This window comes from Methylosinus sp. LW4, from assembly GCF_000379125.1.
Classification (GTDB): Bacteria; Pseudomonadota; Alphaproteobacteria; order Rhizobiales; family Beijerinckiaceae; genus Methylosinus.
Window position 1 is genome coordinate 803,167 of record NZ_KB900626.1, and the last position, 26,479, is coordinate 829,645.

At 65.5% G+C, this 26,479-nt stretch carries 27 protein-coding genes; 9 read left to right on the forward strand and 18 right to left on the reverse strand.

All coding sequences use genetic code 11. The features are described 5' to 3' along the window. The 5 genes from METLW4_RS0104015 to trxA all read right to left on the reverse strand — a co-directional run. A partial coding sequence (locus tag METLW4_RS0104015) for a beta strand repeat-containing protein (protein WP_026191225.1) occupies positions 1–1,650 on the reverse strand: 1,650 nt, incomplete at its 3' end. Positions 1,651–2,094: 444 nt separating this feature from the next. Next, on the reverse strand, positions 2,095–3,489 hold the full coding sequence (locus METLW4_RS28870) for a tetratricopeptide repeat protein (RefSeq protein ID WP_083919214.1): 1,395 nt from the start codon (positions 3,487–3,489) through the stop codon (positions 2,095–2,097). A gap of 102 nt (positions 3,490–3,591) precedes the next feature. Next, positions 3,592–4,686 (reverse strand): molybdenum ABC transporter ATP-binding protein, encoded by a 1,095-nt coding sequence (gene modC / locus METLW4_RS0104025; protein WP_018264917.1) that lies wholly within the window; start codon positions 4,684–4,686, stop codon positions 3,592–3,594. Continuing rightward, positions 4,683–5,402 (reverse strand): molybdate ABC transporter permease subunit, encoded by a 720-nt coding sequence (gene modB, locus METLW4_RS0104030; RefSeq protein ID WP_018264918.1) that lies wholly within the window; start codon positions 5,400–5,402, stop codon positions 4,683–4,685. Before modB ends, modC begins: the two co-directional genes overlap by 4 nt. 41 nt (positions 5,403–5,443) lie before the next feature. Then, positions 5,444–5,770 carry a thioredoxin gene (gene trxA / locus METLW4_RS0104035; RefSeq protein ID WP_018264919.1) on the reverse strand — a complete coding sequence of 109 codons (327 nt, stop codon included), beginning with the start codon at positions 5,768–5,770 and terminating at the stop codon, positions 5,444–5,446. Positions 5,771–5,981: 211 nt separating this feature from the next. On the opposite strand from trxA, the gene METLW4_RS0104040 reads away from it, so the two are divergent. Both METLW4_RS0104040 and METLW4_RS23955 read left to right on the forward strand, forming a co-directional pair. Beyond that, entirely contained in the window at positions 5,982–6,779 is a 798-nt protein-coding gene (locus tag METLW4_RS0104040) for an ABC transporter permease (protein WP_371212328.1), read from the forward strand. Next, a complete protein-coding gene (locus METLW4_RS23955) occupies positions 6,769–7,509 on the forward strand; it encodes an ABC transporter ATP-binding protein (RefSeq protein WP_018264921.1) in 741 nt (246 codons plus the stop codon). Before METLW4_RS0104040 ends, METLW4_RS23955 begins: the two co-directional genes overlap by 11 nt. Positions 7,510–7,599: 90 nt before the next feature. On the opposite strand, the gene METLW4_RS0104050 is transcribed toward METLW4_RS23955, so the two are convergent. Together METLW4_RS0104050 and METLW4_RS0104055 are read right to left on the reverse strand one after the other, a co-directional pair. After that, the gene (locus METLW4_RS0104050) at positions 7,600–8,766 is read right to left on the reverse strand and encodes an LptF/LptG family permease (RefSeq protein WP_018264922.1); all 1,167 of its coding nucleotides are present in this window, start codon (positions 8,764–8,766) and stop codon (positions 7,600–7,602) included. Positions 8,767–8,847: 81 nt separating this feature from the next. Next, complete coding sequence (locus METLW4_RS0104055; RefSeq protein WP_018264923.1) at positions 8,848–9,747, reverse strand: hypothetical protein; 900 nt, start codon at positions 9,745–9,747, stop codon at positions 8,848–8,850. 232 nt (positions 9,748–9,979) lie between these two features. Here METLW4_RS0104055 and METLW4_RS0104060 point away from each other — a divergent pair, with 232 nt between their 5' ends. Both METLW4_RS0104060 and METLW4_RS0104065 read left to right on the forward strand, forming a co-directional pair. Further along, the gene (locus tag METLW4_RS0104060; RefSeq protein ID WP_018264924.1) at positions 9,980–11,167 is read left to right on the forward strand and encodes a glycosyltransferase; all 1,188 of its coding nucleotides are present in this window, start codon (positions 9,980–9,982) and stop codon (positions 11,165–11,167) included. Further along, complete coding sequence (locus METLW4_RS0104065) at positions 11,164–12,411, forward strand: glycosyltransferase (protein ID WP_018264925.1); 1,248 nt, start codon at positions 11,164–11,166, stop codon at positions 12,409–12,411. Before METLW4_RS0104060 ends, METLW4_RS0104065 begins: the two co-directional genes overlap by 4 nt. Positions 12,412–12,470: 59 nt before the next feature. Here the strand turns inward: METLW4_RS0104065 and METLW4_RS0104070 are convergent, their stop codons facing one another. Further along, positions 12,471–13,511 carry a patatin-like phospholipase family protein gene (locus METLW4_RS0104070; protein WP_018264926.1) on the reverse strand — a complete coding sequence of 347 codons (1,041 nt, stop codon included), beginning with the start codon at positions 13,509–13,511 and terminating at the stop codon, positions 12,471–12,473. Positions 13,512–13,614: 103 nt separating this feature from the next. Between METLW4_RS0104070 and METLW4_RS0104075 the strand changes: the two genes are divergently transcribed. The 4 genes from METLW4_RS0104075 to METLW4_RS0104090 all read left to right on the forward strand — a co-directional run bounded on the left by METLW4_RS0104075 (position 13,615) and on the right by METLW4_RS0104090 (position 16,171). Then, the gene (locus METLW4_RS0104075) at positions 13,615–13,896 is read left to right on the forward strand and encodes a type II toxin-antitoxin system ParD family antitoxin (RefSeq protein ID WP_043332161.1); all 282 of its coding nucleotides are present in this window, start codon (positions 13,615–13,617) and stop codon (positions 13,894–13,896) included. Then, complete coding sequence (locus METLW4_RS0104080; protein ID WP_018264928.1) at positions 13,893–14,237, forward strand: type II toxin-antitoxin system RelE/ParE family toxin; 345 nt, start codon at positions 13,893–13,895, stop codon at positions 14,235–14,237. The genes METLW4_RS0104075 and METLW4_RS0104080 overlap by 4 nt, the downstream gene beginning before the upstream one ends. A gap of 99 nt (positions 14,238–14,336) precedes the next feature. Continuing rightward, the gene (hrcA, locus tag METLW4_RS0104085; protein WP_018264929.1) at positions 14,337–15,425 is read left to right on the forward strand and encodes a heat-inducible transcriptional repressor HrcA; all 1,089 of its coding nucleotides are present in this window, start codon (positions 14,337–14,339) and stop codon (positions 15,423–15,425) included. Positions 15,426–15,457: 32 nt separating this feature from the next. Beyond that, positions 15,458–16,171: an SAM-dependent methyltransferase gene (locus tag METLW4_RS0104090; protein WP_018264930.1), complete on the forward strand. Its 714-nt coding sequence runs from the start codon at positions 15,458–15,460 to the stop codon at positions 16,169–16,171. Between the two features lie 83 nt (positions 16,172–16,254). Here the strand turns inward: METLW4_RS0104090 and METLW4_RS0104095 are convergent, their stop codons facing one another. The 10 genes from METLW4_RS0104095 to lnt form a co-directional block, all read right to left on the reverse strand. Beyond that, positions 16,255–17,760, reverse strand: a complete 1,506-nt coding sequence (locus METLW4_RS0104095) for an ammonium transporter (protein WP_018264931.1) — start codon at positions 17,758–17,760, stop codon at positions 16,255–16,257. Positions 17,761–17,791: 31 nt separating this feature from the next. Further along, positions 17,792–18,130 carry a P-II family nitrogen regulator gene (locus tag METLW4_RS0104100; protein WP_003610684.1) on the reverse strand — a complete coding sequence of 113 codons (339 nt, stop codon included), beginning with the start codon at positions 18,128–18,130 and terminating at the stop codon, positions 17,792–17,794. Positions 18,131–18,448: 318 nt separating this feature from the next. Then, positions 18,449–19,336 carry an acyl-CoA thioesterase gene (locus METLW4_RS0104105; RefSeq protein WP_018264932.1) on the reverse strand — a complete coding sequence of 296 codons (888 nt, stop codon included), beginning with the start codon at positions 19,334–19,336 and terminating at the stop codon, positions 18,449–18,451. Positions 19,337–19,340: 4 nt separating this feature from the next. Then, positions 19,341–19,565 carry a Trm112 family protein gene (locus METLW4_RS0104110; RefSeq protein WP_018264933.1) on the reverse strand — a complete coding sequence of 75 codons (225 nt, stop codon included), beginning with the start codon at positions 19,563–19,565 and terminating at the stop codon, positions 19,341–19,343. Between the two features lie 136 nt (positions 19,566–19,701). Continuing rightward, positions 19,702–20,370 carry an LON peptidase substrate-binding domain-containing protein gene (locus tag METLW4_RS0104115; RefSeq protein WP_018264934.1) on the reverse strand — a complete coding sequence of 223 codons (669 nt, stop codon included), beginning with the start codon at positions 20,368–20,370 and terminating at the stop codon, positions 19,702–19,704. 47 nt (positions 20,371–20,417) lie between these two features. Beyond that, complete coding sequence (locus tag METLW4_RS0104120; protein WP_018264935.1) at positions 20,418–21,311, reverse strand: thioredoxin family protein; 894 nt, start codon at positions 21,309–21,311, stop codon at positions 20,418–20,420. Positions 21,312–21,369: 58 nt separating this feature from the next. After that, positions 21,370–22,092 (reverse strand): tRNA (guanosine(46)-N7)-methyltransferase TrmB, encoded by a 723-nt coding sequence (gene trmB / locus METLW4_RS0104125; RefSeq protein WP_020493710.1) that lies wholly within the window; start codon positions 22,090–22,092, stop codon positions 21,370–21,372. Positions 22,093–22,133: 41 nt separating this feature from the next. Continuing rightward, positions 22,134–23,324 carry a methionine adenosyltransferase gene (gene metK / locus METLW4_RS0104130; protein WP_026191231.1) on the reverse strand — a complete coding sequence of 397 codons (1,191 nt, stop codon included), beginning with the start codon at positions 23,322–23,324 and terminating at the stop codon, positions 22,134–22,136. 150 nt (positions 23,325–23,474) lie between these two features. Then, entirely contained in the window at positions 23,475–23,918 is a 444-nt protein-coding gene (locus tag METLW4_RS0104135; protein ID WP_018264936.1) for a helix-turn-helix domain-containing protein, read from the reverse strand. A 123-nt stretch (positions 23,919–24,041) separates the two neighbouring features. Then, a complete protein-coding gene (gene lnt, locus METLW4_RS0104140) occupies positions 24,042–25,724 on the reverse strand; it encodes an apolipoprotein N-acyltransferase (RefSeq protein WP_018264937.1) in 1,683 nt (560 codons plus the stop codon). 217 nt (positions 25,725–25,941) lie between these two features. On the opposite strand from lnt, the gene METLW4_RS0104150 reads away from it, so the two are divergent. Beyond that, a complete protein-coding gene (locus tag METLW4_RS0104150) occupies positions 25,942–26,403 on the forward strand; it encodes a flavodoxin family protein (RefSeq protein WP_018264939.1) in 462 nt (153 codons plus the stop codon). The last annotated feature ends 76 nt before the right edge of the window (positions 26,404–26,479 follow it).

A 26,479-nucleotide genomic window follows, 5' to 3' on the forward strand; every position in this document is an offset into this window, starting at 1 on the left:
GGAGGTGAAGGCCTGCACTTCGGTGGAGGTCAGCGCGCCGAAGGCGGTGGCGGAGAGCGATCCGATCTGGGTGGAGGTGAGATTGCCGACCTGGGTCGTCGAGAGATTGCCGGTGACGGTTGCGTCGAGCGCGGCGATCTGGCTGGTCGAGAAGTCTCCGGCGTCGATGGCGTCGAGATAGGAGGCGGAGAGGCCGCCGATCTGCGTCGCGGTGAGGCCGCGGACCTGCGTCGAGGTCAGGTCGGTGACCTGCGTGGTGGAGAGGTTCGACAGAGCGGTTGTGGTGAGCTTGCCGAGCTGCGTTGCGGTGAGGCCGGCGAGCTGGGTGGAGGTGAAGGCCTGCACTTCGGTGGAGGTCAGCGCGCCGAAGGCGGTAGCGGAGAGCGATCCGATCTGCGCTGCGGAGAGATTGCCGACCTGGGTCGTGGAGAGATTGCCGGTGACGGTTGCGTCGAGCGCGCCGATCTGGCTGGTCGAGAAGTCGCCAGCGTCGATGGCGTCGAGATAGGAGGCGGAGAGGCCGCCGATCTGCGTTGCGGTGAGGCCGCGGACCTGCGTCGAGGTCAGATCAGTGACCTGGGTCGTGGAGAGGTTCGACAATGCTGTGGTGGTGAGCTTGCCGATCTGCGTTGCGGTGAGGCCGGCGAGCTGGGTGGAGGTGAAGGCCTGCACCTCGGTGGAGGTCAGCGCGCCGAAGGCGGTGGCGGAGAGCGATCCGATCTGAGTGGAGGTGAGATTGCCGACCTGGGTCGTGGAGAGATTGCCGGTGACGGTGGCGTCGAGCGCGCCGATCTGTGAGGTCGAGAAGTCTCCGGCGTCGATGGCGTCGAGATAGGAGGCGGAGAGGCCGCCGATCTGCGTTGCGGTGAGGCCGCGGACCTGCGTCGAGGTCAGGTCGGTGACCTGCGTGGTGGAGAGGTTCGACAGCGCTGTGGTGGTGAGCTTGCCCAGCTGCGTCGCGGTGAGGCCGGCGAGCTGGGTGGTGCTCCAGGCTTGGACTTCCGTGGACGAGAGGCCGGCGAAAGCCGTCGCCGACAAGGCGCCGATCTGCGAGGATGTGAGGTTTTCCGCCTGAGTGGTGGAGAGATTGCCGGCCGCGGCGCCGTCGAGGCCGGCGATCTGCGAGGTGGTCAGATTGGCGAGATTGACCGCGATGAGATCGGCGGTGGTCAGCGCATTGAGCTGCGAGGTGGTGAGGCCGCGGACCTGCGTCTGGCTCAACGTCGAGATTTGCGTCGTCGAGAGATTGCTGATCGCCGTGGTGGTGAGCTTGCCGATCTGCGTGGAGGTGAGCGCGCCGAGCTGCGTGCCGTCCCAGCCTTGCAGCTCTGTCGAGGTGAGCGCGCCGATCTGCGAGGTGGTGAGCGCCGCGACCTGAGTGGCGGTGAATTGGTCGGCCTGCGTCGTCGTCAAATTGCCGATCTGCGCGAGCGAGAGGCCGGCGATGGCGTTGGCCGAGAGCGCCGCGATCTGCGTCTGCGCGAAATATTGGAGATCGGTCGAGTTGAGCGCGTTGAGCTGCGTCGATTTGAGCGCCGCCGTCTGCGTGGTGTTGAGCGCCGCTATGTCCGTCGTCGTCAGATTGGATATGATGGTCGTGGTGAGCCCGGCAACCTGAGTGGCGGTGAGAGAGGTGAAGATCGAGGTCATCGGGCGCTCCGCTTCCAATGAAGCTGTTTACGAAGAAACGAAAGTGTGACGGCGTGACGGTTCTCGGCCCGAGCGCGCTCGGTCCGCATCGGGCGTGAGCGCAGGACGCAGCGAGGACGCGCGAGCGATCGCTCCGGCGGCTGTGCCTTGGTTCACGAAGGTTTGGAGAACACCGTCGCGCTTGGCCGTGCCTCCGGCGGAGACCCGCGAGCCGAACGGGGCTCGAGATTCCTGTGCCGGGCCGGCGGCGGACAGATCATCTGTCCTGTTCGGCGCGAATACGAAGCGATCCCTTATCGGAGGCTTCGCGGTTTTGAAAATCGCATGGAGGTCTTAACAAACATCTAAATGAAAGAGCTAACGAATTCCTATTGTTCCAGTTAGAGCGCGCCGCGTTCCGATCGCGGAGAGACGTTCCGAGCGGCGTCGAATTTCATGCCGGGATCATCGTCGTCGGCGCGGCGTGATTTGCTCCAGCCCCGTAGCCGATTTCTGCGCCGCATCTGCGCGATCCTTCTTGCCGGCCGCGTAAAATCGCATTGCTGCGGCGAGAAAAGCGGCGCGCGCTTCTGACTTATGGCCAGATCGCGCCTCCGATGCGCCGAGATCGTTCAGAGCGATCGCCTGCCAAAGCTGGTCGCCGGACTGCTCGAAGAGCGTCAGAGCCTCCCGAAAGGCGGAGCGGGCCTCCGCCTCGCGCCCGGAGTGAGCCTCGATCGCTCCAAGAGCATGGAGAGCGTTGGCTTTCCCACGCCGCGAGTCGATCTGTTCATAGAGCGCCAGGGCGTCGCGATGGAAGGCGCGCGCCTTCTCGTCGTTTCCATTCGAGCGTTCGATCTCACCGAGCCGGAAGAGCGTATTCGCTTGGCCCAAGCGTTCGCCGATCAAACTATATACAGACAACGCGCTGCGATAGGCGATGCGGGCCTCGTCGTCTCGCCGCAGTTCGGCGGCGAATTCCCCGATGTTGTACAATGTCGTGGCCTGTCCCAGCCGATCATCGGCTTTTTGATAGAGCGCCAATGCTTTCTCATCGGCCTCGTGGGCCGCATCGGCGCGTCCGTGGCGGCGGTGCAGCTCACCGAGGCTGGCCCATGCGCTCGCCTGCCCTGATAGGTTCTTCGCCATTTCGAACGACGTCAGCGCCTCTCGATACGCGGCCTTCGCATCCTCTTCGAGTCCCGACCGCGCCTCTATGCGCCCGATGCCCAAATGAGCGTTACCTCTCGCGAGAGATTGCTGAGACAGGGCAGCGAAACGTGCGGCCTCGCGATAGGCGGTTCGCGCAGCTTCGTCATGCTCGAGAAGACGCTCGACCTCACCGACGCCGAGCCAAGCGTTGGAGCGCCCGAGCGGATTATCGACCTTGGCGTAGCTCTGCAGAGCCTTACGAAAAGACGTGCGCGCGTCGTCGTAATGTCCGCGTCCATATTCCGAAAAGCCGATGCGGACCAGCGCATCGGCTTGTCTCTTTTCGGCGCCTGCTTCGCCGAATGCGGCGAGTGCGTCTTCATAGGCCGACAGAGCATCTGTGAAATGTCGCGCTCGTATCTCGCGTTCGCCTCGGATGAAGCTTTTGTCTCCACGCGTCCAAGCGATGGGATGGAGCCAAGCGCGGAACCCGTCGTCGAACTCCCAGAGTCCGAGCCGGCTTTCGATCACGGACCAATTCCTGCCGAGGAAAACTCCACCGACCGCGAGGCAGCAATAGACGATAATTGTCGTTCGCAGGGAAAGAGCCAGTCGGAAACTCTGCCTCGATTGACCAAAATCCCATTTGACGATGCTCGGCCACGCTTGCGCGGCGCTGTCGCTCCTGGGCCTCTCCAGGTCTGACATCGTTTCTCCTGCAGCGAAAAATGGATAGAATGTATGCGCGTCATCGTATTGCGCGGCTCGTGATCTCGCAAGCCCGTGGGAGGGGCCGCTTACGACAATGCGTCACGCATTCGCGCGGAGCGCTCTCTCGTCGAGCGCCACCGATTTCACCAGCGCATAGACTTGCGCGCCGACGCTCAGATTCATCTCGGCGACAGAGAGCCGCGTCGTCGCCGAGATGAGCCGATCGCCGCCTTCGAGCTCGAGCCGCACGAAGGCGAGCGGGCTCGCATCCTCGTCGATCGCGACGATACGGCCGAGAAGCACGGTGCGTATGCTGGTGTTCTCCGGCTTGCGGTAGGCGAGCGCGACATCGGTCGCGTTGACGAGCGCGCGCACCTGCCGGTCGCCATTGGCGACATGCGCAGCGACGACGATCTCGCCCGAGGGATGCGCGAGCCGCGTCACGCCATAGCGCGGATCATAGTCGCCGACATGCGCCACCAGCGCGCTGACCACCGAGAAGCGACCGCCTTCCGTATGCCGGCTCGCGGCGGCGAGCGTCTCCGAGGGCAGGCCTTGCGCGACGATGCCGCCGCGCTCGAGCGAGATCACCTCGTCGGCGAGGCGCAATATCTCGTCGGCCGCGTGAGACACGAGCAGGATCGGAATCGAGAACTCGTCGCGCAGCCGCTCGATCAGCGTCATAATCTCCTGGCGCCGGTCATAGTCGAGCGAGGCCATGGGCTCGTCCATCACCAAAAGGCGTGGCGAGCAGAGCAGGGCGCGGGCGAGGCCGACGCGCTGCCGCTCGCCGCCCGAGAGCGCGCCGGCGCGGCGGCGCAGCAGATGCGCGACGCCGAGCGTCTCGACGACGGCGTCGAAGGGCACGCGGCGCTCCGCCTTGGGCGTGAAGAAGCGGCCGAACAGAATATTCGTCTTCACGTCGAAATGCGGAAACAGCAGCGCATCCTGAAATACGAGACCGATCCGGCGCTTCTCCGGCGGCACGAAGAGACGCTGCGCCGTATCGACGAGAAGCGCGCCATTGACGACGATATGGCCCTCGTCCGGCGCGGCGAGGCCGGCGACGAGATGGGCGAGCGTCGTCTTGCCGGAGCCGGACGGGCCATGCAACGCGAGAATGCGGGCTTTGGAGGTGAAGGCGGCGGCGAGGGTGAAATCGCCCCGGCGCAATTTTATGTCGACGCCGATCATTTGCCGGCTCGCGTCGCATCGGCGCGTTTTTGCAAGATCTCCGAGACGACGAGCGCGGCCACGGCGATCGTCGCCGAGACGGCGGCGAGCCGCAGCGCGTCGGCGTCGCCGTCCGGCGTCTGGGTGAAGCTGTAGATGGCGGAGGGAATCGTCTGCGTCTCGCCGGGAATGTTGGAGACGAAGGTGATGGTGGCGCCGAACTCGCCGAGCGCCTTGGCGAAGCCGAGAATCGAGCCGACGATGACGCCGGGCGCCGCCAGTGGCAGCGTCACCAGAAAGAAGGTCCACAGCGGATCGGCGCCCAGTGAGCGCGAGGCCAGCGCCAGCCGTTCGTCTATGCTCTCGAAGGAGAGGCGAATCGGGCGGATCATCAGCGGAAAGCTCATCACGGCGGCGGCCAGCGCCGCGCCGGTCCAGCGAAAGGCGAAGACGACGCCGAAATATTCCGCGAGAAAATGGCCGAGCGGCGTCTTGCGGCCGAGCAGCAGCAGCAGGGCGAAGCCGGTGACGACCGGCGGCATGACCAGCGGCAGATGAATGAAGGCGTTCAGCGCCGCATGGCCAGGGAAGCGCCAGCGCGCCAGCGCATAGGCGACGAAGACAGCGAGCGGCAGCGAGAAGACGGTCGCCGTCCCCGCGACCTTCAGGCTGAGGGCGATCGCCGTCAGCTCCTGCGGGGAGAATTGGAGGGAAGGCGCGAGATCCGAGAGGGTCATGCCCGGAGGATTTACGCCTTCACTCCCGCTACGTCGAGCGCTTATATAGCGCCGTTGATCCAGCGCAGCAATTCGCCCTTGGGCGCGGCGCCCACCTTCTGCGAGGCGGCCTTGCCGTCCTTGAAGATGATGAGCGTCGGGATGGAGCGAATGCCCAGCATGCCGGCGACATTGGGGTTCTCGTCGACATTGAGCTTGACGATCTTGAGCTTGTCCTTGAGCTCGGTGGCGATCTCCTCGAGCGCCGGCGCGATGGTGCGGCAGGGGCCGCACCATTCGGCCCAGAAATCCACGACGACCGGCTGGTCGGATTTCAGAACCTCGGCTTCGAAGCTCGCATCGGAGACTTTGACGGTCGCGGCAGACATGGCTTTCCTTTCGAATTGAAACTTTGTCGAAAGAGTAGGAACGGCGCGGCGGCGCGTCAAGCCGAGGTCGACCCTGTCGAGGCGGAGCCGGGTCGATCCGGCCCGCCCGGCGCCCGACCGTTGACAGAGGCGGCGCCGAGCTGGTCTATGCGGCTGCGCCGCCGTATTCGATCGAAGGAGGTTCGGCCTGTCGCTCGCTCAGATACCGCCCATCGCCTATGTCGCTCCCTTCGAGCGGGCCTGGCACCATAGGGAGCTCATCCGCGCCGTGGTGCGGCGGGAGCTGACCTCCAGATTCCGCGGCTCCGTGCTCGGGCCGCTCTGGGCCGTGCTCGCCCCGCTGATCATGCTGCTGACCTATACCGTTTTGTTTTCCATAACGGTTCCGCAATTGTCGGCGGGCATGAGCACCAGCGATTACGCCGCCGGCATCTTCATCGGGCTCATCGTCTTCAATGTGTTCAGCGAGCTCGCCTATCGCGCGCCGGGCCTGCTGCACGAGCATGTGACCTTTGTGAAGAAATCGATCTTCCCCAGCGAGACGATCGCCTGGGTGGCGACGATTCGCTCCTTCGTCTATGGCGGCATCAGCCTCGGCGTCTATGTGATTTTCCGCCTGCTGACGGCCGGCGAATTGCCGATGACGATTTTCTTCGCGCCGCTGCTGATTCTGCCCTTCGCCTGCTTCATGCTCGGCGTCGTCTGGTTTCTGATGGCGCTCGGCGCCTTCACCCGCGATGTGGCGCATATCATGGTGTCGGTCGTGCCGGTGCTGATGTTCGCGACGCCGATCTTCTATCGGCTCGATCAGATGCCGTCGCATATTTCGATCTGGCTGCGCCTCAATCTCGTCGGCGACTATATAGAGATGCTGCGCGGCGTGGCGCTCGACGGCGTCCTGCCCAACCCCATCGCTTATGTCGCGCTGGCCCTGGTGTCTTACGGGATATTCCTGTTCGGCTATCAGTTCTTCATGCGCTACAAATCGGTCATCGTCGATGTCATCTGAACCCATCATCCGCTGCGACGGCGTCGGCAAGGCGTTCCAGCTCTATCTGCACCGCAACGACCAGCTGAAGCAGATCCTCTTCGGCCTGTGGAAGAAGTTCTATCAGGAGCATTGGGTGCTCCACGACATAGGCTTCGAGGTCGGCAAGGGCGAGAAGGTCGGCATTATCGGCCGCAATGGCGCGGGCAAGACGACGCTGCTGCAAATTCTGTGCGGCATCACGCGGCCGACGCGCGGCTCCTTCGAGGTCAAGGGCCGCGTGGCGCCGATTCTGGCGCTGGGCTCGGGCTTCGACGGCCTGCTCACCGGACGCGAGAACGCCATGATCGGCGGCGCGATCCTCGGATTGAAGCGCAAGGAGGTGGAGAAGCGCCTGCCGGCCATCGCCGAATTCGCCGATATCGGGGCGTTCTTCGATCAGCCCATGCGGCTCTATTCCAGCGGCATGGTGGCGCGCGTCGCTTTCGCCATTTGCGCCAACGCCGACGCCGACATTCTCATCGTCGATGAGGCGCTGTCGGTCGGCGATGAGGTTTTCCAGGCCAAATGCGAGGCCTTCATCGCCGATTTCGCCAAGAAAGGGACCATTTTGATGGTCTCGCACGATCTGCGCTTTCTCGGCGATCTCTGCGACCGCGTGATCTGGATCGACGAGGGCGCGGTGCGCGAGACCGGCGCGCCGGATGTCGTCATCCCCCATTATCGCGAGGTGGTGCTCGCCGCGGCGTGATGTCGTTATCGCGAGCGATGTGAAGCAATCCAGGAGACGAGGGCGGCCCCCAGGATCGCCGCTTCGCTCCTCGCTATGGACGAAGGTTGGTCAGGCCGCGACAGTCTGCGGCTCGGCTGCGGCGATGGTCTCGAAGGCCGAGAGCTTGCGCATCGGGCTGGTGCTTCTGTTGCGCCGGTAGATCAGCAGGATCGATACGCCGACCTCGAGCGCCGCCGCTCCTCCCAGAAGGAAAGCGAAGCGGGCGTCGGCGCGCAGCAGCGATTCGAGCGCCACCAGAAAGAGGATATGCACCGCCGGAATGGCGATGATGACCAGCGAGCTCATGCCGCCGCGTCGTCCGGTGACATTGCCGAAGGTCAAGACCAGCGCCATGGCGAGCAGCGTATGCGCAATGGCGAGCGACGGCACGCCGAAGCGCTTGGCCGCCTCCGCCATCCATTCGCCAGCCTGGCGGCGGTCGAGCTTGGCGGTCTGCCAATTGGCGATGAATTCCGGCAAGGTCAGCTCATAGACGCCGCGCCAATTGCGCGGCGGCAGCGATTCGCTGCCCTGCATCGGCAGCGCCATCGCATATTCGTCGAAATTGGCGATGCGGACCTCGTCCGTGTCGAAGGGCTTGGTCTGAATGCTGCCGTTGGACAGCGCCACCACGACGCCGGAGGGCTGGCGACGGAACTCTGCGCGCGCCGCGGTGATCGTCTCCTCCTGGCGCTTCTCGATGGAGATCTGCCGCACGAAGAGATTGACGGCTATGTCCGGCGACTCCCAGCGCTGGAGGTAGAGCGTCTTCACGCCATTGTCGAAAGTGTAGAAATGCGCCGCGTCCAGCATGCGGTGATTGAGCGAGTTGCGCACCACATTGATGACGTCCTGCAAGCCGCTGGCGTAATAGGGAGCCATGAGATTGGCGAGCCCGTAGCCGAGCACGACCAGCGCGCCGGCGCAGACGACCGCCGGCCGACAGATGGACCATACGGACAGCCGCAGCGCATAGAGCACGGCGATCATGCCCTCATTGGACATTCGCGCGAATTCGAGCGCCGTGGCGACGCCTATGGCCATGGGCAGGGTGATGAAGCCGACCGTCGGCATGGTGCCGATGAGCGCCGGGGCCAGCAGGCCGGCGCGAATCGCCGCCGGCGTCAGCGTGTAGAGCAGATAGGAGAGCACGACCGGCACGATGAGCGCGAGCTGGACGACGAGCGTGGTGAACAGGATGCGCCGTGCGAGATAGAGAAAGAGTAGGCGAGGCATTGGTCCTGTTCCGCGCGTCGAGAATGGCCCGTCCCGGAGGGAGGGCCGCCGCCGCACGAGAGTCTCATAGCGGAATTCGGCCTATTTGCGAAATTTCGCCCAGGCGGCTTTGGAAAACTCCTTCCACGAGGCGTCGAAAACGCCCGTCGAGGGGAGGGCGGTCGCTCCCGCCCAATGGCAGAAGTAGATCTCCTTGCCGTCGGGATCGAGCGGCTTGCCGTCGGCGAAGGTGATTCCGGGCGCCTGATAGAAGCTCTCATGCGAGGCGCGCTCGACGCAATGCGGCAAAAGCGTGATGGCGAGCCCGCGCCGATGCGTTACGAAATTCACCAGCGGCTGGGCGAAGAGCTGCCCGCGCTTGCGCACCTCATGGAAGAGCTTGGCGTCCTCGCGCATCGTCTCGATGAAATGGTCGAGCTTCAAATATTGGTTGGACGTGACCCAGAAACCGTCATTGAACAGCAGCGCGTCGCGCAGGAAGGGGTAGTTCGCCTTCTTCTCGTTGTAGACATATTCGAAGCTCGGCGAGGCGACGATGAATTCCGTCTTCTTGGCCTCGAGCCGGCCGAAAATGGGCGAGAAATCGCGATAGAGCACCACATCGACATCGACATAGGCGACCTCGTCCAGCGGCAGGGCGAGGGCCTGCAGCTTGCGCAGCCGGCGGCGATTGCCATTGAAGGGGCCGGGATAGAGCTCGGCCGCGAGCCGGTCGATCGCCTCGGGAACCTCCTCGATGAAATGGGCGCCGTATATGTCCGCCGCGCGGCGCGTCTGCGCGACATTCTCGTCATAGGGGACGAGATAGAGCGGCAGATGCGCGTTGGTCTGCGCATAGCTCTCGAGGAAGGGAAGCAGCCAGTCGATGATCTTGTCATTGCCGACGATGGCGATCCCATAGCGCTTGCCGGCCGCGGCCCCGCTCTGGTCCGAGGCGGCGCGTAGCGGGGAAAAATCTGGATTTGCGGGTCGAAGGCTCATATACCCCGTCTACTTGGAAACGCCGTCGCAGGGCAAGCGGGGCGGGCGGACGGCGCCGGCGTCGGAAACTGCGGAACCGCGCAGGAAGAGGCGTTTCCACCTCCCCTTGAAGGGGAGGGCGCCAGCGCGCTGTGCGTCCTAAAGTCGCGGGGAACGGGAGGGGGCGATAGAGCAGCTGGTTTCCAACGACGCTTCCGTCGCCGCAGGACCGCTCGCCGGGAAAACGGTCGCGGTGATTCACGCCGCCTGGCATTCCTGCGGCAGCTATCAGGTCAATGTCAGCCAGCTCGAGGCCTATCGCGCGCTCGGAGCGCGGACGATCTCCGTCGCTCTGATGGACGCGCCAGCCCCGCGTCCGCCGCATGGGCCGCGCTGGGAGGCCTATTTCGCCGCCTCCGCCGATCTGCCGGCCGACAAGCGCTATTTCTGTGGTCCGAGCCGGCTCGCCGCCCTATCGCCGTCCTTTCTCGCTCACGCGTGGTGGCGGCTGATCCATGGCGATCAGGCGACCTGGCTCGTCGAGCTCGCCAAGCTCGTCGATCTTCCTGCGGGCCTCGCAGACGAGAATGTCGATCTCGTGCATGCGAATCATTACTTCACCCTGCCTTTTGTTGCTCGACTGCTTCGCGGGCGAAATGTCCCGGTCATGGTCGAGACGCAGGATATCCAGGCGCGTCAGTATATTCTGCGCAACCAAGGCGGCTTCTTCCTGCCGCCCTATGTGTCCTACGACGACATGCTGTCGATAGAGCTGGAGTGGATGCGCGCGGCGGATCTCTGCATACACCTCAATGAGGAGGAGCGGGCGGAGTTCGCCCGTCTGCTGCCGCAGGCGCGCCATCGTCTCGTCTATCCCGCCATCGCGCCGGTTCCCTGCGGGCCGGGCGGCGATCGCATCATCATCGTCGCCAGCGACAATTACGGAAATTTCGTCAGCCTGCGCTGGTTTCTGCGCGAGGTCGCGCCGCTCGCCCCTGGCGTCGAGGTGGAAATCTACGGCAACATCGATTCCGGCGTGAAGCGCCTCGACAAATCGCTCTTCGAGTCCCATCGCGCGCTGTTCAAGGGGCGCGTCGACGATATCGGCGCGGTCTATGCGCAGGCCGCCTGCGTGCTGCTGCCGACAGTCGAAGGTCACGGCCTTTCGGTGAAGGCGGTGGAGGCGATGGCGAGCGGCGCGCCGCTCATCGCCACGCGCCGAGCCTTTCGCGGCATGGCCATCGATCCCGAGCGGCTCGGCAATGTCATTCTCGCCGATGAGGCCGCCGATTTCGCCGCCGCCCTGCGCGAGATCGGCCAGCGTCGCGACGCGGGCGCGCGCGAAGTCTCCGACACGCGCCGCCTCTATGACGATATGTTCAGCCCCGCCGCCTATGCGCGCGCCTTGCACGAGACGGCGGCGCCGTTGCTCGCGCGATGAAAGACACAGCTTCTCGGCCGCTCGCCGGGCGTCATGTCGCCATTGTGCATCCGGCCTGGCATTCCTGCGGCACATATCGCGTCGTGCTGGGGCAGGTCGCCGCCTATCGCGCGCTCGGCGCCCGCGTCGCGCCGGTCGCCATTTGCGACATGCCGGGCTTCACGCCGGAGCGCGCCTGGCGCTGGCGCGCTTTCGTCGAGGCGACGCCCGAGCTCTCGCGGGGCGAGCGCTGGTTCGGCGGCGCGCCTTTCCACGCTTTCGCGACGCCGCGCTTTCTGCGCGATGTTCTGTGGCCTTATCTGCATGGCGATCAGGCCATTATTCGCGCCGGCGTGGCCGAGCGCGCGGAGCTGGCGCTGGGCCTCATGGATCGGCGCTTCGATCTCGTGCATTGCAATCATTTCTTCCTGATGTCGGCGGCGAAGCGCCTCGCGCGCGGCGCGCCCATAATGCTCGACAGTCATGATCTGCAGGCGCGCCAATTCGCGCTGATGAACGAGCACATGCCCTGGCTGCCGCCGCGCGTGACCTATGAGCAAATGCTCGCCCGCGAGCTGGAGCTGATGCGCGGCGCCGATCTTCTGCTGCATCTCAACGCGCAGGAATATGATGATTTCCGCGCGCTTCTGCCCGAGAAAGACCATGCGCTGCTCTATCCGAGCGCGCCGGAAGCGCCGCTCGGCCCCGGCGGCGAGGATATTCTACTCGTCGCCAGCAACAACAGCGCCAATGTCGATAGCGTCTGCTGGTTCCTGCGCGAGGTTCTCGGCGATACGCGCATTCCGCATTTGCGCATCGTCGGCAATGTCGACGCCGGCGTGAAGGCGCGCGACCCCGCGCTCTACGCCGCGCATCGCGCATCCTTCGTCGGCCGCGTCGACGATCCCGGCGCCGCCTATGCGACGGCGCGGCTCGTGCTGCTGCCGACGATCAGCGGCCATGGCCTCTCCATCAAGACGGTGGAGGCGCTGGCGAGCGGCCTGCCGCTTCTCTCGACGAGCCACGCTTTTCGCGGAATGCATGTCGATCTCGCGCGCTTCGCCGATGTGACGATCGCCGACAGCGCGGAAGATTTCGCGCGCGCGTTGAAGGCCGCGGCGGCCGATGCGCGCGTTCCGAGCGAGGCGCAACGCGCGGCGAGCGAGATGCGCCGCTTCTATGACGCGCATTTCTCGCTCGACGCCTATCGCGCCAATCTCGCCGCTCTCGCGCCGGCGCTCATCGGCGCGAAGATGCGAGCCTGAAGGCGCGCGGTCCGACGCGCGCCCTGGACCGCGAGCCTTCAGGCTCGCATTCTCGACGATCAGACATAATCCAGCATCGCTGTGAGATCGAAGCTCGAGCGCTTGCCCAGCTCATCGCCATTGCGCTCGAGAAACGCCTCCGCGCGGCGCCGTCCTTCCTCGCGCAGCATCAGCAGGAAATCCCATTCGGCGATCAGCTTGGAGGAGGCCGACAGCTCCGCGGCCAAGTCCGTCGCGATGGCGTGAATGCGCATGGAGGCCCAGCGCGCGCCCTCGCTATGGCCGGGATCGGCGACCTCGCGCAGCAGCGCGATCATGCGCAGCTCTTTCAGCAGCGGCGAGTTGAAGGAAATCTCGTTCAGCCGGTTCAATATGTCGATCGCGCTGCGTGGCGTCTCCTTTCGCTCGATCGGATTGACCTGCACCAAAATCGTGTCCTTCGACGCGCATTCGCGCACGAGCGGCGTGATGGTCGGATTGCCGGCGTAGCCGCCATCCCAATAGGCCTCGCCGTCGATTTCGATCGCCTGGAACATGGTCGGCAGGCAGGCGGAGGCGAGCAGCGCCTCGGCGGAAAGATCGGCGTTGCGAAAGACGCGCGCGCGGCCGGTGCGCACATTGGTCGCCGTCACGAAGAGCTTGATCGGCGAGCGCGCCAGACGCTCGAAATCGATGGTCTCGCACAATATATCGCGCAGCGGATTGGCGCCGGCAGGGTTGAGGTCATAGGGCGAGACCAGCCGCGAGGACAAATCCATGGCGAGAAAGGCCGGAGAATTGTCGAGCGTCCAGCGGCCGAGCAGCATATCCAGCGGGCTGCGCTGCAAAGGGCTGAACCGCGCCGCGGCGGCGACGCGCCGCCAGAACTCCTCCATCGCCGCGCGGGCGCCTTCGACGCCGCCCTGCGAGAACCCGTGGATCAGCGCGGCGGCGTTCATCGCCCCGGCCGAAGTGCCGGAGACCCCGTCTATGCGCAGCCACGGCTCCTCGATCAGCCGATCGATTACGCCCCAGGTGAAGGCGCCATGCGCGCCGCCGCCCTGCAAGGCCAGATCGACGAGGATTTCGTCTCGCATCGCGCCCGCCCCGCCTAAAATCATATCCAGGAGAGATAGGGCGTCGGCTCCGCTCGCCATCCCGCGCGGCTCGCGCTGGCATAATATGCCAAAGGACACTATGATTATGAAAAGCGAGGAGTCCGTCATGCCGACCCGCAACGTCGTTCTCACCGAGAGGCAGGAAAGCTTGATCGAGGCGCTCGTTCAGAGCGGCCGCTATCAGAATGCGAGCGAGGTGCTGCGGGAAGGCCTGCGCCTCGTCGAGAGCCGTGAGATCGAGGAGGCGCGCAAGCTCGAGGCTCTGCGCAGCGCAGCGCGAGACGGCGCTTCGGCTTTCGATCGCGCGGAGTTCAAAGAATTCGTGGACGCCTCCGCGCTTCTCGCCCATCTCGACGCGCTCGCCGCTTCCGAGGCCGTGGAAAAGTGACCGAGGCGCCTTGGCGCATCCGCCTCGGCGCCGAGGCGGAGCGCGATTTTCTGCGCATTCTGCAATATACGGCGGAGACCTTCGGGTCGCGTCAGATGGCGATTTATAAAGCGACGCTCATGGACGCCCTCGCCGAGCTGACGCAAGGACCGAATGTGGCGGGTAGCCTAGCGCGCGACGAAATCCTTCCGGGGCTTCGTACGCTCCATTTGGCGCGGCGCGGTCGCCGCGGACGGCATTTCATCATGTATCGCAGGGCGGAGGGGAGGGTCGTCGAAGTGCTGCGCATCCTGCATGACGCCATGGACCTCGCTCGGCATATCCCGTCGGATATCGGTTGACGCTGTCGCCGGCATGGCGCGGAGCGCCTATTTGAAATCCCTTCGCTCCTTCGCGCAGACCGGGCTTGACCCGCGCCGCCGAGGCGCCATTCTTCCGTCATGATCCGCATGGGCCATTCGATCCCTCCCGCCGGCGCGCAGAGCTTCGCCAATCTCGGCGATCGGCCGCGCGAAATCTTTCGCCAGATCGTCGACACCTATCTGTCGAGCGGCGATCCCGTCGGCTCGCGCCAGCTGTCGCGGCTGCTGCCCATGGCGCTGTCGCCGGCCTCGGTGCGCAATGTGATGCAGGATTTGGAGGAACTCGGCCTCGTCTATGCGCCGCACACCAGCGCTGGCCGTCTGCCCACCGAGCTCGGCCTGCGCTTTTTCGTCGATTCTCTGCTGCAGATCGGCGATGTCGCCGAGGATGAGCGCGCGCAGATCGAGGCGCAGGTCGAGGCCGCCTCCAAGGACCATGATCTCGAAGGCGTGCTGGCGGAGGCGACGAGCCTGCTCTCCGGCCTCACTCGCGGCGCCGCCGTCGTGGTGACGAGCAAGGACAATGCTCGGCTGAAGCAGATCGAATTCGTGCGCCTCGAGCCGGAGCGCGCGCTGGCCATTCTCGTCGGCGAGGACGGCTCGGTCGAAAACCGCGTGCTGCAGGTGCCGCGCGATTTGCCGGCCTCTTCGCTGATCGAAGCCGCCAATTATCTCAACGCGCGCATTCGTGGCCTCACCCTCGGCCAGGTCCGCACGGAAATAGAGGATGCGCGCAAGGCCGCGCAGACCGAGCTCGACGAATTGACCGCGCGGCTCGTCGACGCCGGGCTCGCCAGCTGGGGCGGGGCGGGGGCGGAGCATCGCCAGCTGATCGTGCGCGGCCAAGCCAATCTGCTCGAGGATTTGACGGCGATGGCCGATCTCGAGCGCATCCGCCTCCTCTTCTCCGACCTCGAGACCAAGACCGAGGTCATCGATCTCCTGGAGCGCGCCGAGACGGGGGAGGGCGTGCGCATCTTCATCGGCTCGGAAAACCGGCTGTTCTCGCTCTCCGGCTCCTCGATGATCGCCGCGCCTTTGCGCGACGGCAATAAGCGCATCGTCGGCGCGCTCGGCATCATCGGCCCGACGCGGCTCAATTATGCGCGCATCGTGCCCATGGTGGATTACACGGCGAAGGTGGTGGCGCGCGTCGTGGGCGGTTAGCGCTCGCGCGCCGATTTAGATAAGGGATTTTCATGTCACGGCCCGGCGACGCATTCGATGCGGCGGCGCATTTCGACGAGGCTTCCGCGACGCGATACGATCGGCGCATTCGATCGTTCTGTCCGAGCTATGACGCGTTGCATCACATGACAGCGGCTTGGCTCTCGCGCCTGCCGGAGCGCGCCGAATTTCTCTCCGCCGGCGCTGGAACGGGCGCCGAGATTCTCGCTCTTGGCCGCCGCTTTCCTCTTTGGCGCTTCACTGCGGTCGACGTCTCGAGCGATATGACGACGGCTTGCCGCAACCGTGTCGCCGCCGCGGGCATGGCGGAGCGCGTCGCCTATTTCCAGGGGCGTGTGCAGGAGTTTCGATCGGCGACGTCCTTCAACGCGGCCTCGTCCATCTTCGTGTCCCACTTCATCGCGGGGCGGGAGGAGAAGCTCGCTTATTTCCGCGCGATCTCGTCGCTGCTGAAGCCTGGAGGATCGTTCCTCCTCGCCGACCTTTTCGGTGACAGAGCTTCGAGCGAATTCGGCACGCTGCTGGACGCATGGCTGGCGTCCTACGCGTCCCATGGAGCCGCTGCGCCGGAACTGGAGAAGGATCGCGCCCATATCGAGAGTGACATCGCCTTCGTTTCCGAGGGCGAATTGCTCGAATTGCTGCGCGAGGCGGGCTTCGGCGCGCCCATCCGCTTCTATCAGACCTTCCTCTTCGGCGGCTGGATGATGACGAAACGAATCTGAGCGCGATGTCGCGCGTGCCTGCAGGCCCACAAACAAAAACGGCGCCCCGAGGGACGCCGTTCTGCTTTCGCGAGACCGAGGTCTCAGTAGTTGTAGGCGCGCTCGCCGTGATCGGCGATGTCCAGGCCCTCGCGCTCCTGATCGGGAGCGACGCGCAGGCCGATCACCACATCGACGATCTTGTAGAGGATCGCCGAGCCGATGCCGGAGTAGAGGATGGTCGCGCCGACGGCGGTCGCCTGCGAGATCATCTGCTGCACGAGATCGTATTTGCCGGCGAAATTCTCGCCGATGTTGGTGTAGTCGGTGATGCCGACGCCGCCGAAGTCCGGGCTCACCAGAATGCCGGTGGCCAGAGCGCCGGTGATGCCGCCGATGGCGTGCACGCCGAACACATCGAGCGAGTCGTCATAGCCGAAGAAGTTCTTCACCTTGGAGACGAAGAACAGGCTGATCGGCGAGACGATGAAGCCGAGCGCGATGGAGCCGATCGGACCGGCGAAGCCGGAGGCCGGGGTCACGGCGACGAGGCCGGCGACGGCGCCCGAGATGAGGCCGAGCAGCGAGGGCTTGCCCTTGAGCGCCCATTCCGTCAGCAGCCAGGAGAGCGCCGCCGCGGCGGTCGCCACCATGGTGTTGACGAAGGCGAGCGCCGTCGTGCCATTGGCCTCGAGGTTGGAGCCGGCGTTGAAGCCGAACCAGCCCACCCACAGCAGCGAGGCGCCGACCATGGACAGCGTCAGCGAGTGAGGCGGCAAGGCCTCCTTGCCATAGCCGATGCGCTTGCCGAGGATCAGCGCGCCGACGAAGCCGGCGATGCCCGCGTTGATGTGAACGACGGTGCCGCCGGCGAAGTCCAGCGCGCCGACGCCCTTCATCCAAGGAGCGAGGCCGCCGGCGATCCAGCCGACAGAGGCCGAGAGGCTGTCGATCTCGCCCTGAGCGGCGGTCTTGGCTTCATCCGTCGTGGCGGCGGCGAGCTTGGTGGCCGCGTCGACGAGCGCGTTCGGATCGGCGACGCCCCACACCCAATGCGCGACCGGGAAGTAGATGAACGTCACCCACAGCAGCACGAACACGAAGGCCGCCGAGAATTTGATGCGCTCGGCGAAGGCGCCGATGATGAGCGCCGGCGTGATCATGGCGAATGTCATCTGGAACACGAAATAGGCGTATTCGGGAATGACGTGGCCGGGGGTGAAGGTCGGCGCGTTGGAGGAGGCGTCGACGCCCTTCAGGAACAGCTTGTTGAAGCCGCCGATGTAGGCGTTGAGCGAGCCGCCGTCGCCGAAGGCGAGCGAATAGCCGTAGAGCGTCCAGACGACGCCGACCAGCGCCACGATGGCGAAGGTCTGCGTGAGGACGGAGAGCATGTTCTTCGAGCGCACCAGGCCGCCGTAGAACAGCGCGAGGCCGGGGATCGACATCAGCAGCACCAGCGCCGACGAGACGAGCACCCAGGCCGTGTCGCCGGGGTTGGGAACGGGCGCGTTGCCGGCGGCGAAGGCGGGATCGGCGAGGCCCACGGCGATCGCCGCGCCGACGAAAGTCGAAGCCGCAGACAGGCTCCGAGGCAGACGAAGTCTCATTTGGAACTCCTGGTGATTTTTCGAGAGTGGGTCAGAGCGCGTCGGCGTCGCGCTCGCCGGTGCGGATGCGGATCGTCTGCTCGAGGGGAAGGACGAAAATCTTGCCGTCGCCGATTTGGCCGGTATGGGCGGCGGTCGTGATCGCTTCGATGGCCTTGGCGACGAGCTCGGACGTCACGGCGACCTCGATTTTCAGCTTCGGAAGGAAGCTGACGGCGTATTCCGCGCCGCGGTAGATCTCGGTATGACCCTTCTGGCGCCCGTATCCCTTGACTTCCGTCACGGTGAGTCCGTGGACGCCGATGTTCGTCAGCGCGTCACGGACCTCATCGAGCTTGAAGGGCTTGATGATCGCTGTCACGATTTTCATCTGCCTATCCTGTTGTTTTAGACCTTCATGGCTATGACTGCTCGCGTCGCGAGACGGCGCCCAATGCGGCGATGGCCATGATGAGCACCGTTGTGCTCATGCCGCAGAACCATCAAATGCCGTGCCATCTCTGGCGCGCTCTCGCGGCGCGACACGAATTGGAAAAGAACTGCAAAAAAAATCAAGTCCGTGGCGAAGCGCCGCAGGAAGCGCAGGGCCTGCTGCGAAAAGGATTTGCGCCGGCGGTTGCGGAGAGGGGCCGGAACGCCGCAGAAAGCGCAGGCGCCTGCAAAAAGGCGGCAGGCGCCTATAAAATCATCAATCCGCTGCTCGAGTTTCGGATGAATGATCGCGGATCAGGCCCTCCTGCGCCACGGAGGCGACGAGGCGTCCGTCAAAGGAGAAAATCATTCCCCGCGTGAGCGTGCGCGCTCCGGCTGCGGTGGGGCTGTCCTGCGTGTAGAGCAGCCATTCGTCGGCGCGGAAGGGGCGATGGAACCACAAAGCGTGATCGAGGCTCGCCACCTGCAGGCGTTCGTCGAAGATCGAGCGGCCGTGCCGCACCAGCGCCGTGTTGAGCAGCGTCATGTCGGAAAGATAGGCGAGCAGCGCCTGATGCAGGCCGATCTCGTCGCCGATGCGGTCGGCGATTCTGAACCAGATGAATTGTCGAGCATCCGCCGCGGCATTGTTCAAAAAAAAGGCGCTCGGATCGATCACGCGTATATCGACCGACGGCGATCCGGCGATGCATTGCGTGGCCGCGAGCGGGAGAAAATCGGCGAAACGCTCGGCCAGCGCGTTTTTCGTCGGCAGCGTCTCGGGCGGCGGCGCCGCCGGCGCGGGAACGGCGTGCTCTAGACCCGGCTCCTCGATATGGAACGAGGCCTCCATCGAGAAAATGGTCCGCCCGCGCTGCTTCGCCTCGCAGCGCCGCGTCGTGAAGCTCTTGCCGTCGCGCAGCCGGGTGACGAAAAAGTCGATCGGCTCGTGCGGGTCTCCGCCGAGCAGGAAATAGGCGTGCAGGGAATGGGCGGGGCGGTCTGCCGGCACGCTGCGCTGCGCGGCGACCAGCGCCTGGCCCACCACCTGCCCGCCATAGACGCGCGCATTCTTGCACCGGCTGTAGCCGCGATAGGCGTCCGGGCCGATCGGCTCGAGATCGAGAAGCGCGAGCAGCTCGCGCGTGGGGTTGAGCGCGTCCATCGGGTCAGTCGACCGGCCTGGCCTCCTCCGGCAGCATGATGGGGATGCCGTCGCGGATCGGATAGGCGAGCCGCGCGGAGCGTGAGATCAGCTCCTGGCGCTCGGAATCATATTCGAGCGTCGATTTGGTGAGAGGGCAGACCAGAATTTCGAGAAGGCGCGGATCGACCTTCGTCGCCTCGGACGCGTCCTCGCCCTCATGCGCGGGCTTGTCGGATTTGTCGCTCATCGTGACGCCTTTCTGCTGCGAGCCGCGGGGCCTCGGGAACACCGGGGCTTTCTGGAAAACGCCGCAGGCAGCCTCGGCCGCGGCCCGGTTGAGGTAAAAACTATCTCGCTATATGCCGCAGCGGCGGAAAAAGTCTCTAATGGAATTGCGGCGGATCGTCGCTGTTCTGCGCCAGATCGAGTTCGGCCAGCGCCACCAGAATCTCGGCGCGCGAGCGCAGGTCGACGGCCTCCAGCAGCGCCTGCTTCTCGCTGGCGCCGAAGGGGCTCATCATGGCCAGCGCATTGACCAGCGCCTCATTGGGGGCGGCGTCTATGCTGGTCCAGTCGACGTCGAGCTGCGAGCCGTCGGCGAACTCGCGCAGCATGCGGATCATCCCGGTGCGATCGACATTGTCCTCGCCGGCGCCGGGCTCGAGATCGACGAGGAAGTCGTCATAGCTGACCCGGCAGCTGCGATAGGCCAGCGTCGTCGGCAGCTCCTCCTCTATGCGGAAGCGCGCTATGCCGGTGAGCGAGATGAGATAGCGGCCGTCGCCGGTCTCGGAGAAGCGCGTGATGCGGCCGGCGCAGCCGATCTTGTGCAGCGCGGGCGTCTGCTCGCGCTCGTCCTGGCCGGGCAGCGGCTGAATCATGCCGATGACGCGTTGCGAGGCGATGGCGTCGTCGACCATGGCCAGATAGCGCGGCTCGAATATGTTCAGCGGCAGCTCGCCGCGCGGCAGCAGCAGCGCGCGCGTCAGCGGGAAAACGGGAATGACGACGGGCAGGGCGCTCGTGTCTTTATAGGGATGATTGACGCTCATGGCGGTCGGCGGCGGTCGCCGCTGCTCCTCGAGAAAACGCGCTCACATCATGAGAACAGCAGCGACGACAGGCGTCGCCTGGCGCCTATGGTCGCTTTGTCGAGCGGTCCCCAGGCGTCGAAGAACTGGATGAGCTGCTTCCTCGCCCCGTCGTCGCTCCAACTACGGTCCTTTCGGATGATGTCAAGGAGCGCCGTTGCAGCCTCGTCGCGCTTGCCTTTGGCGTTGAGCGCGAGGGCGAGATCGAAGCGCGCCTGCAGATCGTCGGGATCGAAGGCGACGCGTTTTTGCAGCTCGTCGATCTCGCCGAGATCGGAGGCGGCGAGCGCATTCTCCAGCGACGCCGCCGCGGCGGCGACCAGAGAATCGGCGCGGATGGGGTCGGGCAGGCCGTCGAGCAGCGCTTGCGCGTCGGCGAGGCGCTCCTGCTCGACATAGAGTCGGACGAGCTCGGCCGCCGCTTTCGTGTAAGGGGGCTGATGCGCGACGAGCTGAGCCAAGATCGCCTCGGCGGCCTCGAGCTGGCCCTCGCCGATCAGCGCCTCGGCGGTGAGGAAATCGTCGGTTCCCTCGTCCTCCAGCGGGCCGGCGAGGCGCTCGATGAAGCCGCGCAGCTGCTTCTCCGGCAGCGCGCCGACGAAGCCGTCCGCCGGCCGTCCGCGCTGAAAGGCGACGACGGCGGGAATGGATTTGACGCCGAGCTGTCCAGCGACCTCTGGATGCTGGTCGATATTCATCTTGACGAGCTTGACGCGCCCGCCGGCGGCTTTCACCGCGCGCTCGAGGGCGGGCGCGAGCTGCTTGCAGGGCTCGCACCAGGGCGCCCAAAAATCGACGAGCACGGGCTGGCGCAGAGACGCCTCGAGGACGTCGGCGCGAAAGCTCTCGGTCGTCGTCTCGATCGTTCGGGCGTCGTCTTGCGCCGTCAGTTCCGCCGCCATCGCACCCTCTCCCGCACCGTCTGCAGAGCTTCGGCCGGTTCCGCTTCGCTCGAAAACTCTAGGCGTCGCGAGCTCCGTCACGACGCTCGAAAGTCAGATAGACCGGTTTGCGTCCGGCCGCCATCGCTTTCGCCTCGTATTTCGTCTGTGTCCAGCCCCGCCAGGGCGTCAGCCAATCTGCCGAGGCTCGAGCTGTCCATGCAAAATCCGTGGACTCTCGGACGCGCGCCAGCGTCCAGCCCGCATAATCGTCGATATCCGTGGCGAAACGCAATTCTCCGCCGGGGCGGATCACGCGGGCGAGCGCCGCCAATGTCTCCTTCGAGACGAAGCGGCGCTTGCGATGCCGGCGCTTGGGCCAGGGGTCCGGGTAGAAGAGATAGGTCCGGCCGAGGCTCGCCTGCGGCAGCCAGCCGATCGCCTCCGCCGCATCGCCCTGGTGGAGGCGGATATTGGCGAGGCCGAGCGCGTCGATCCGCGCGAGCAGCTTGGCCATACCATTGACGAAGGGCTCGCAGCCGATGAAGCCGACATCGGGCCGGGCGGCCGCGGCGGCGATTAGATGCTCGCCGCCGCCGAAGCCGATCTCGAGACGCACCTCCGTCACCGCGGTCGGAAACAGGCCGACGGCGGACGCGCAGGGCTGCGTGAGATCGAGCGTCAGCCGTGGCAGCAGCTCTTGCAGCAGCCGAGCCTGGCCGGCGCGCAGCGCCTTGCCCTTGCTGCGGCCGTAGAGGCGGCGCGCCACATGGGCCGCGCCGCCGTCGATCGCCTCTTCCATGGCTTCGTCTCGGGCGTCTTCGTCGCCGGAAATCGCCTGCGTCAGGAGAATTGCGCCTTCAGCGCGTCGACGAGATCGGTGCGCTCCCAGGAGAACCCGCCTTCCTCGTCCGGCGTGCGGCCGAAATGGCCATAGGCCGAGGTGCGGGCGTAGATCGGCTTGTTGAGCTGCAGATGCTCGCGAATGCCGCGCGGCGACAGGCGGATGATCTGCGGCAGAATGGCCTCGAGCTTGTCCTCGGGAACCTGGCCGGTGCCATGCAGATCGACATAGATCGACAGCGGCTCGGCCACGCCGATGGCGTAGGAGAGCTGCAGCGTCGCGCGATCGGCAAGGCCGGCGGCCACGATGTTCTTGGCCAGATAGCGGGCGGCGTAGGCGGCGGAGCGGTCCACCTTGGTCGGGTCCTTGCCGGAGAAGGCGCCGCCGCCATGGGGCGCGGCTCCGCCATAGGTGTCCACGATGATCTTGCGGCCGGTGAGGCCGGCGTCGCCGTCCGGGCCGCCGATGTGGAACTTGCCGGTCGGATTGACGTGCCAAACCGTCCCCTTGGTGACGAAGCCCGCGGGCAGCGCCTCGAGGATATAGGGCTCGACGATGGCGCGAATGTCCTGCGGCGTCAGATTCTCGTCGGTGTGCTGATGCGAGAGCACGATCTGCGTGGCCTCGACCGGCTTGCCATTCTCATAGCGCAGCGTGACCTGGCTCTTGGCGTCCGGGCCGAGGCCCTTCTCCTTGCCGGTGTGGCGGGCGTGGGCGAGCTTCTCCAGAATCTTGTGCGCGTAATAGATCGGCGCCGGCAGCAGGTCGGGCGTCTCGCGCACGGCGTAGCCGAACATGATGCCCTGATCGCCCGCGCCCTCGTCCTTATTGCCGGCGGCGTCGACGCCTTGCGCGATATCGGCGGACTGGGCGTGCAGCAGCACCTCGACGTCGGCGTTCTGCCAATGGAAGCCGGCCTGCTCATAGCCGATGGACTTGATCGCCTTGCGGGCGACGTCGACGATCTGCTCCTTGGGAATGGCGGGGCCGCGCACCTCGCCGGCGATCACGACGCGATTGGTGGTGGCGAGCGTCTCCGCGGCGACGCGGATCTGATAAGGGTCGACGCCGAATTTGGCGCCCTCACGAAAAAACAGATCGACGATCTCGTCGGAAATGCGGTCGCAGACCTTGTCGGGATGGCCTTCGGAAACCGACTCGCTGGTGAAAAGATAGTTCTGTCGCGTCACATCCAATCTCCGTCCAATCGCCGCTCCGCCGCTTCGGCGGACAGACCTCTCCATTCGCCTAAATCAGTACAGGCGGCGTTCGTTTCGTCAAGCCGTATGTGCCAAAATGTTCTTTATAGAGAACTCGGGCGGGCTGCGCCGAGCTTCGGCCTATTTGTCGGCCGTGTCGCCTATCGCCGGCTCCCGCGCGACTTCCTCCTGCTCGGCCAGCGTCGAGATGAGGTCGATGACGCGCTTGCGCACCTTGGGGTCCTTGATGCGGGCGAAGGCGCGATTGAGATGCAGGCCTTCCGCCGTCGAGAGGAAATCGACGACATATTGCGAGGAGGACTCCTCTGCGAAGCCGTCGCCGGAGGCCGGCTGGGCGTTGGGCGCACCCTCGAAGAAGAAGGAGGGCGGCACGTTCAGCGTCTTGGAAATCTGCTGCAGCCGGCTCGCGCCGATGCGGTTGGTGCCTTTCTCGTATTTCTGCACTTGCTGGAAAGTGAGGCCCAGAGCCTCGCCGAGCTTCTCCTGACTCATCTTCATCAGGATGCGTTGCATGCGCACGCGACTTCCGACATGCCTGTCGATCGGATCGGGCGCTTTTTTCACTGCGAATGCTTCCTTTTGCTCATCAGGTGCCGCCTTTTGTTTCGAAGAGGCTGATCTACAGCGGATTTCGCCCTTTCGATCGCTGGCGCGGTGGTGCTCGCCATAGTGTCGAGGAGCGTGTCGTCACGCGCTCGCACGACCGGAAGTCGAACCCGCGAGGCCACGAAAGCGTCCGAACAGGGCGAAAATTATTGTGAAGAACCAAAGCGTTGAAGTCCAGCGAAAAGGATGGGCGGCAAAGGGCGGCGCATCGGCCGCGCGCGGCAGGCGCGCATCGATGACGCCATCGACGCCGAGCGGAAGGCGGTGGAGAACGCGGCCGTAAGGGTCGACGACCGCGGAAACGCCGGTGTTGGCGACGCGCGCCAGCGGCAGCCCTTCCTCTATGCTGCGCAGACGCGCCTGGGCGAAATGCTGATAGGGTCCGCTGGTCATGCCGAACCAGCCGTCATTGGTGACATTCAGCAGCCATTGCGGCCGCTCGCCGGCGGGCTCCGCCGTCTCGCCGGGGAAGATCGCCTCATAGCAGACCAGCGGCGCGGCCAGCGGCAATCCCGGCGCGGCGAGCCGTCGCGGCCCGGTTCCTTCGTCCCACGTTCCGGGGACTAGCTGCGAGACGCCGAGCGGCGCGAGAAGCTTGGAGAGTGGCAGATATTCGCCGAAGGGCACGAGATGCGCCTTGTCATAGGCGGCGACGATGCGGCCGCCTTGGACGGCGAGGATCGAATTGAAAATCTTGGTGTGGCGCTTACCGTCCTCGCGCCGCGCATCCTCCTCCGCGCGCGCCGCGCCGGTCAGCAGCACGGCCCCGCGCATGGTCGCGGCGATGCGCGCCAGCGCCTCGGGATCGCGCGAGAGAATGAAGGGGAAGGCCGATTCCGGCCAGATCAGATGCGTTGCGTCGGCGACGCCGGAGCGGCCGGGCGCGACGGCGCGATCGGAGAGCTCGAGATAGCGGCTCACGATCGCCGGGCCGTTCTCGGGCTTGAATTTCGCGTCCTGCGGGAGATTGGGCTGCATCAGCCGCAATTTGACGCCCTCGACATATTCCGTCTTGCCTGCGCCGAGCCGCAGCGCGCCATAGCCCGCCATGCCGATGGAGAGGACGAGCGCGACGATGATGGCCGGCGTCAGGCGGCGCGGGCCGTCGATGAGCGTCGCCGGCGCGGCGAACAGAATGACCGCGAGAATATCCAGCCCATGCAGGCCGACGATCGCGGCGGTCTGATCGAGAAAGGGAATGGCGGCGAGCGCCATGCCGAAATCATTCCAGGGAAAGCCGGTGAGGATGTGGCCGCGCAGAAACTCCGAGGCGCCGAGCCCGGCCGCGAGCGCGAAAATGCGCGCCGAGCCGCCCGACCACAACGCCCGCGCGAGCGCGAAGCCCAGCGCCGGGAACAGCGCGAGGACGGCCGGCGCGCCGATGACGGCCAGCGGCAGCGCCCAGGCGAACTGGTCCGGCTCCACCAGCATGGCCGCGCCGAGCCACCAAAGCCCCGCGAGAAAATAGCCGAAGCCGAGCCACCAGCCGGCGCCCGCCGCGCGGCGCATGGAGCCGGCGAGATAGGAGAGGCCGCCGTCGCCGCGCGCCGAGGCCGAGCCGTCGAGCAGCCACACGGAGACGCACATGGTCACGAGCATGGCCGGCGCGAGATCGAGCGGAGCCAGAGCCAGCGCGCCCACGGCGCCCGCGGCGAAGGCGATGGCGCGGCGCGTCCAGCCCTCGGCGAGGATGATGCGTTGCGGAAGTGTCGGCCCCGTCCGCGCGCCATCGGCGAAGGAGCGGGTGAGAAATTGCTGCGCCATGTGCATCCGTTCGATTCGAATTGGCGTAACGACTTTATCCCGTCCAATGGCTACGCCCTAGAGCCGGCTGGAAAACGGCTCTCGCATTTCAATGGGATCGAATTGTGATCGCTCGCGCTATTTGCGAGAATCGTTATCATTTCCGCGCACGGCCGCGTTGTGCGGCGGCGCACGCGGCAACGGCCGCGCGAGACGAATCGAGAGACGAATTCGCCCGATGACCGCCAAGCGCCTTCTCATCCTCGCCCATGCGCCTTCGCCCAATACGGAGCGTCTGCGCGAGGCGGTTCACGCCGGCGCGCGCGAGATCGCCGGCGTCGAAATCGTGATGCGCGCGCCGCTGGAGGCGACGCCGGAGGATGCGCTCGCAGCCGATGCGCTCATTCTGGGAACGACCGAAAATCTCGGCTATATGAGCGGCGCGCTGAAGGATTTCTTCGATCGCAGCTATTATCCCTGTCTCGAGCGCATGCAGGGCCGTCCTTATGCGCTCTATATTCGCGCCGGAAACGACGGCTCCGGCGCGCGGCGCAGCGTCGAGACGGTCGCGACCGGGCTGCGCTGGCGCGCCGTGCAGGAGCCGCTGATCTTTCGCGGGCCTTGGCGCGAGGAGTTCGTCGAGGCGTGCCGCGAGCTCGGCATGGCGATGGCGGCGGGGCTGGAGGCGGGGGTGTTTTGAAGGAGGCGGCGGTCCGTCGCGCGAGGCGTCGTCGATTCCGGCGCGCCTATCTTTCTTCGCGGTCTCTCGATATGTT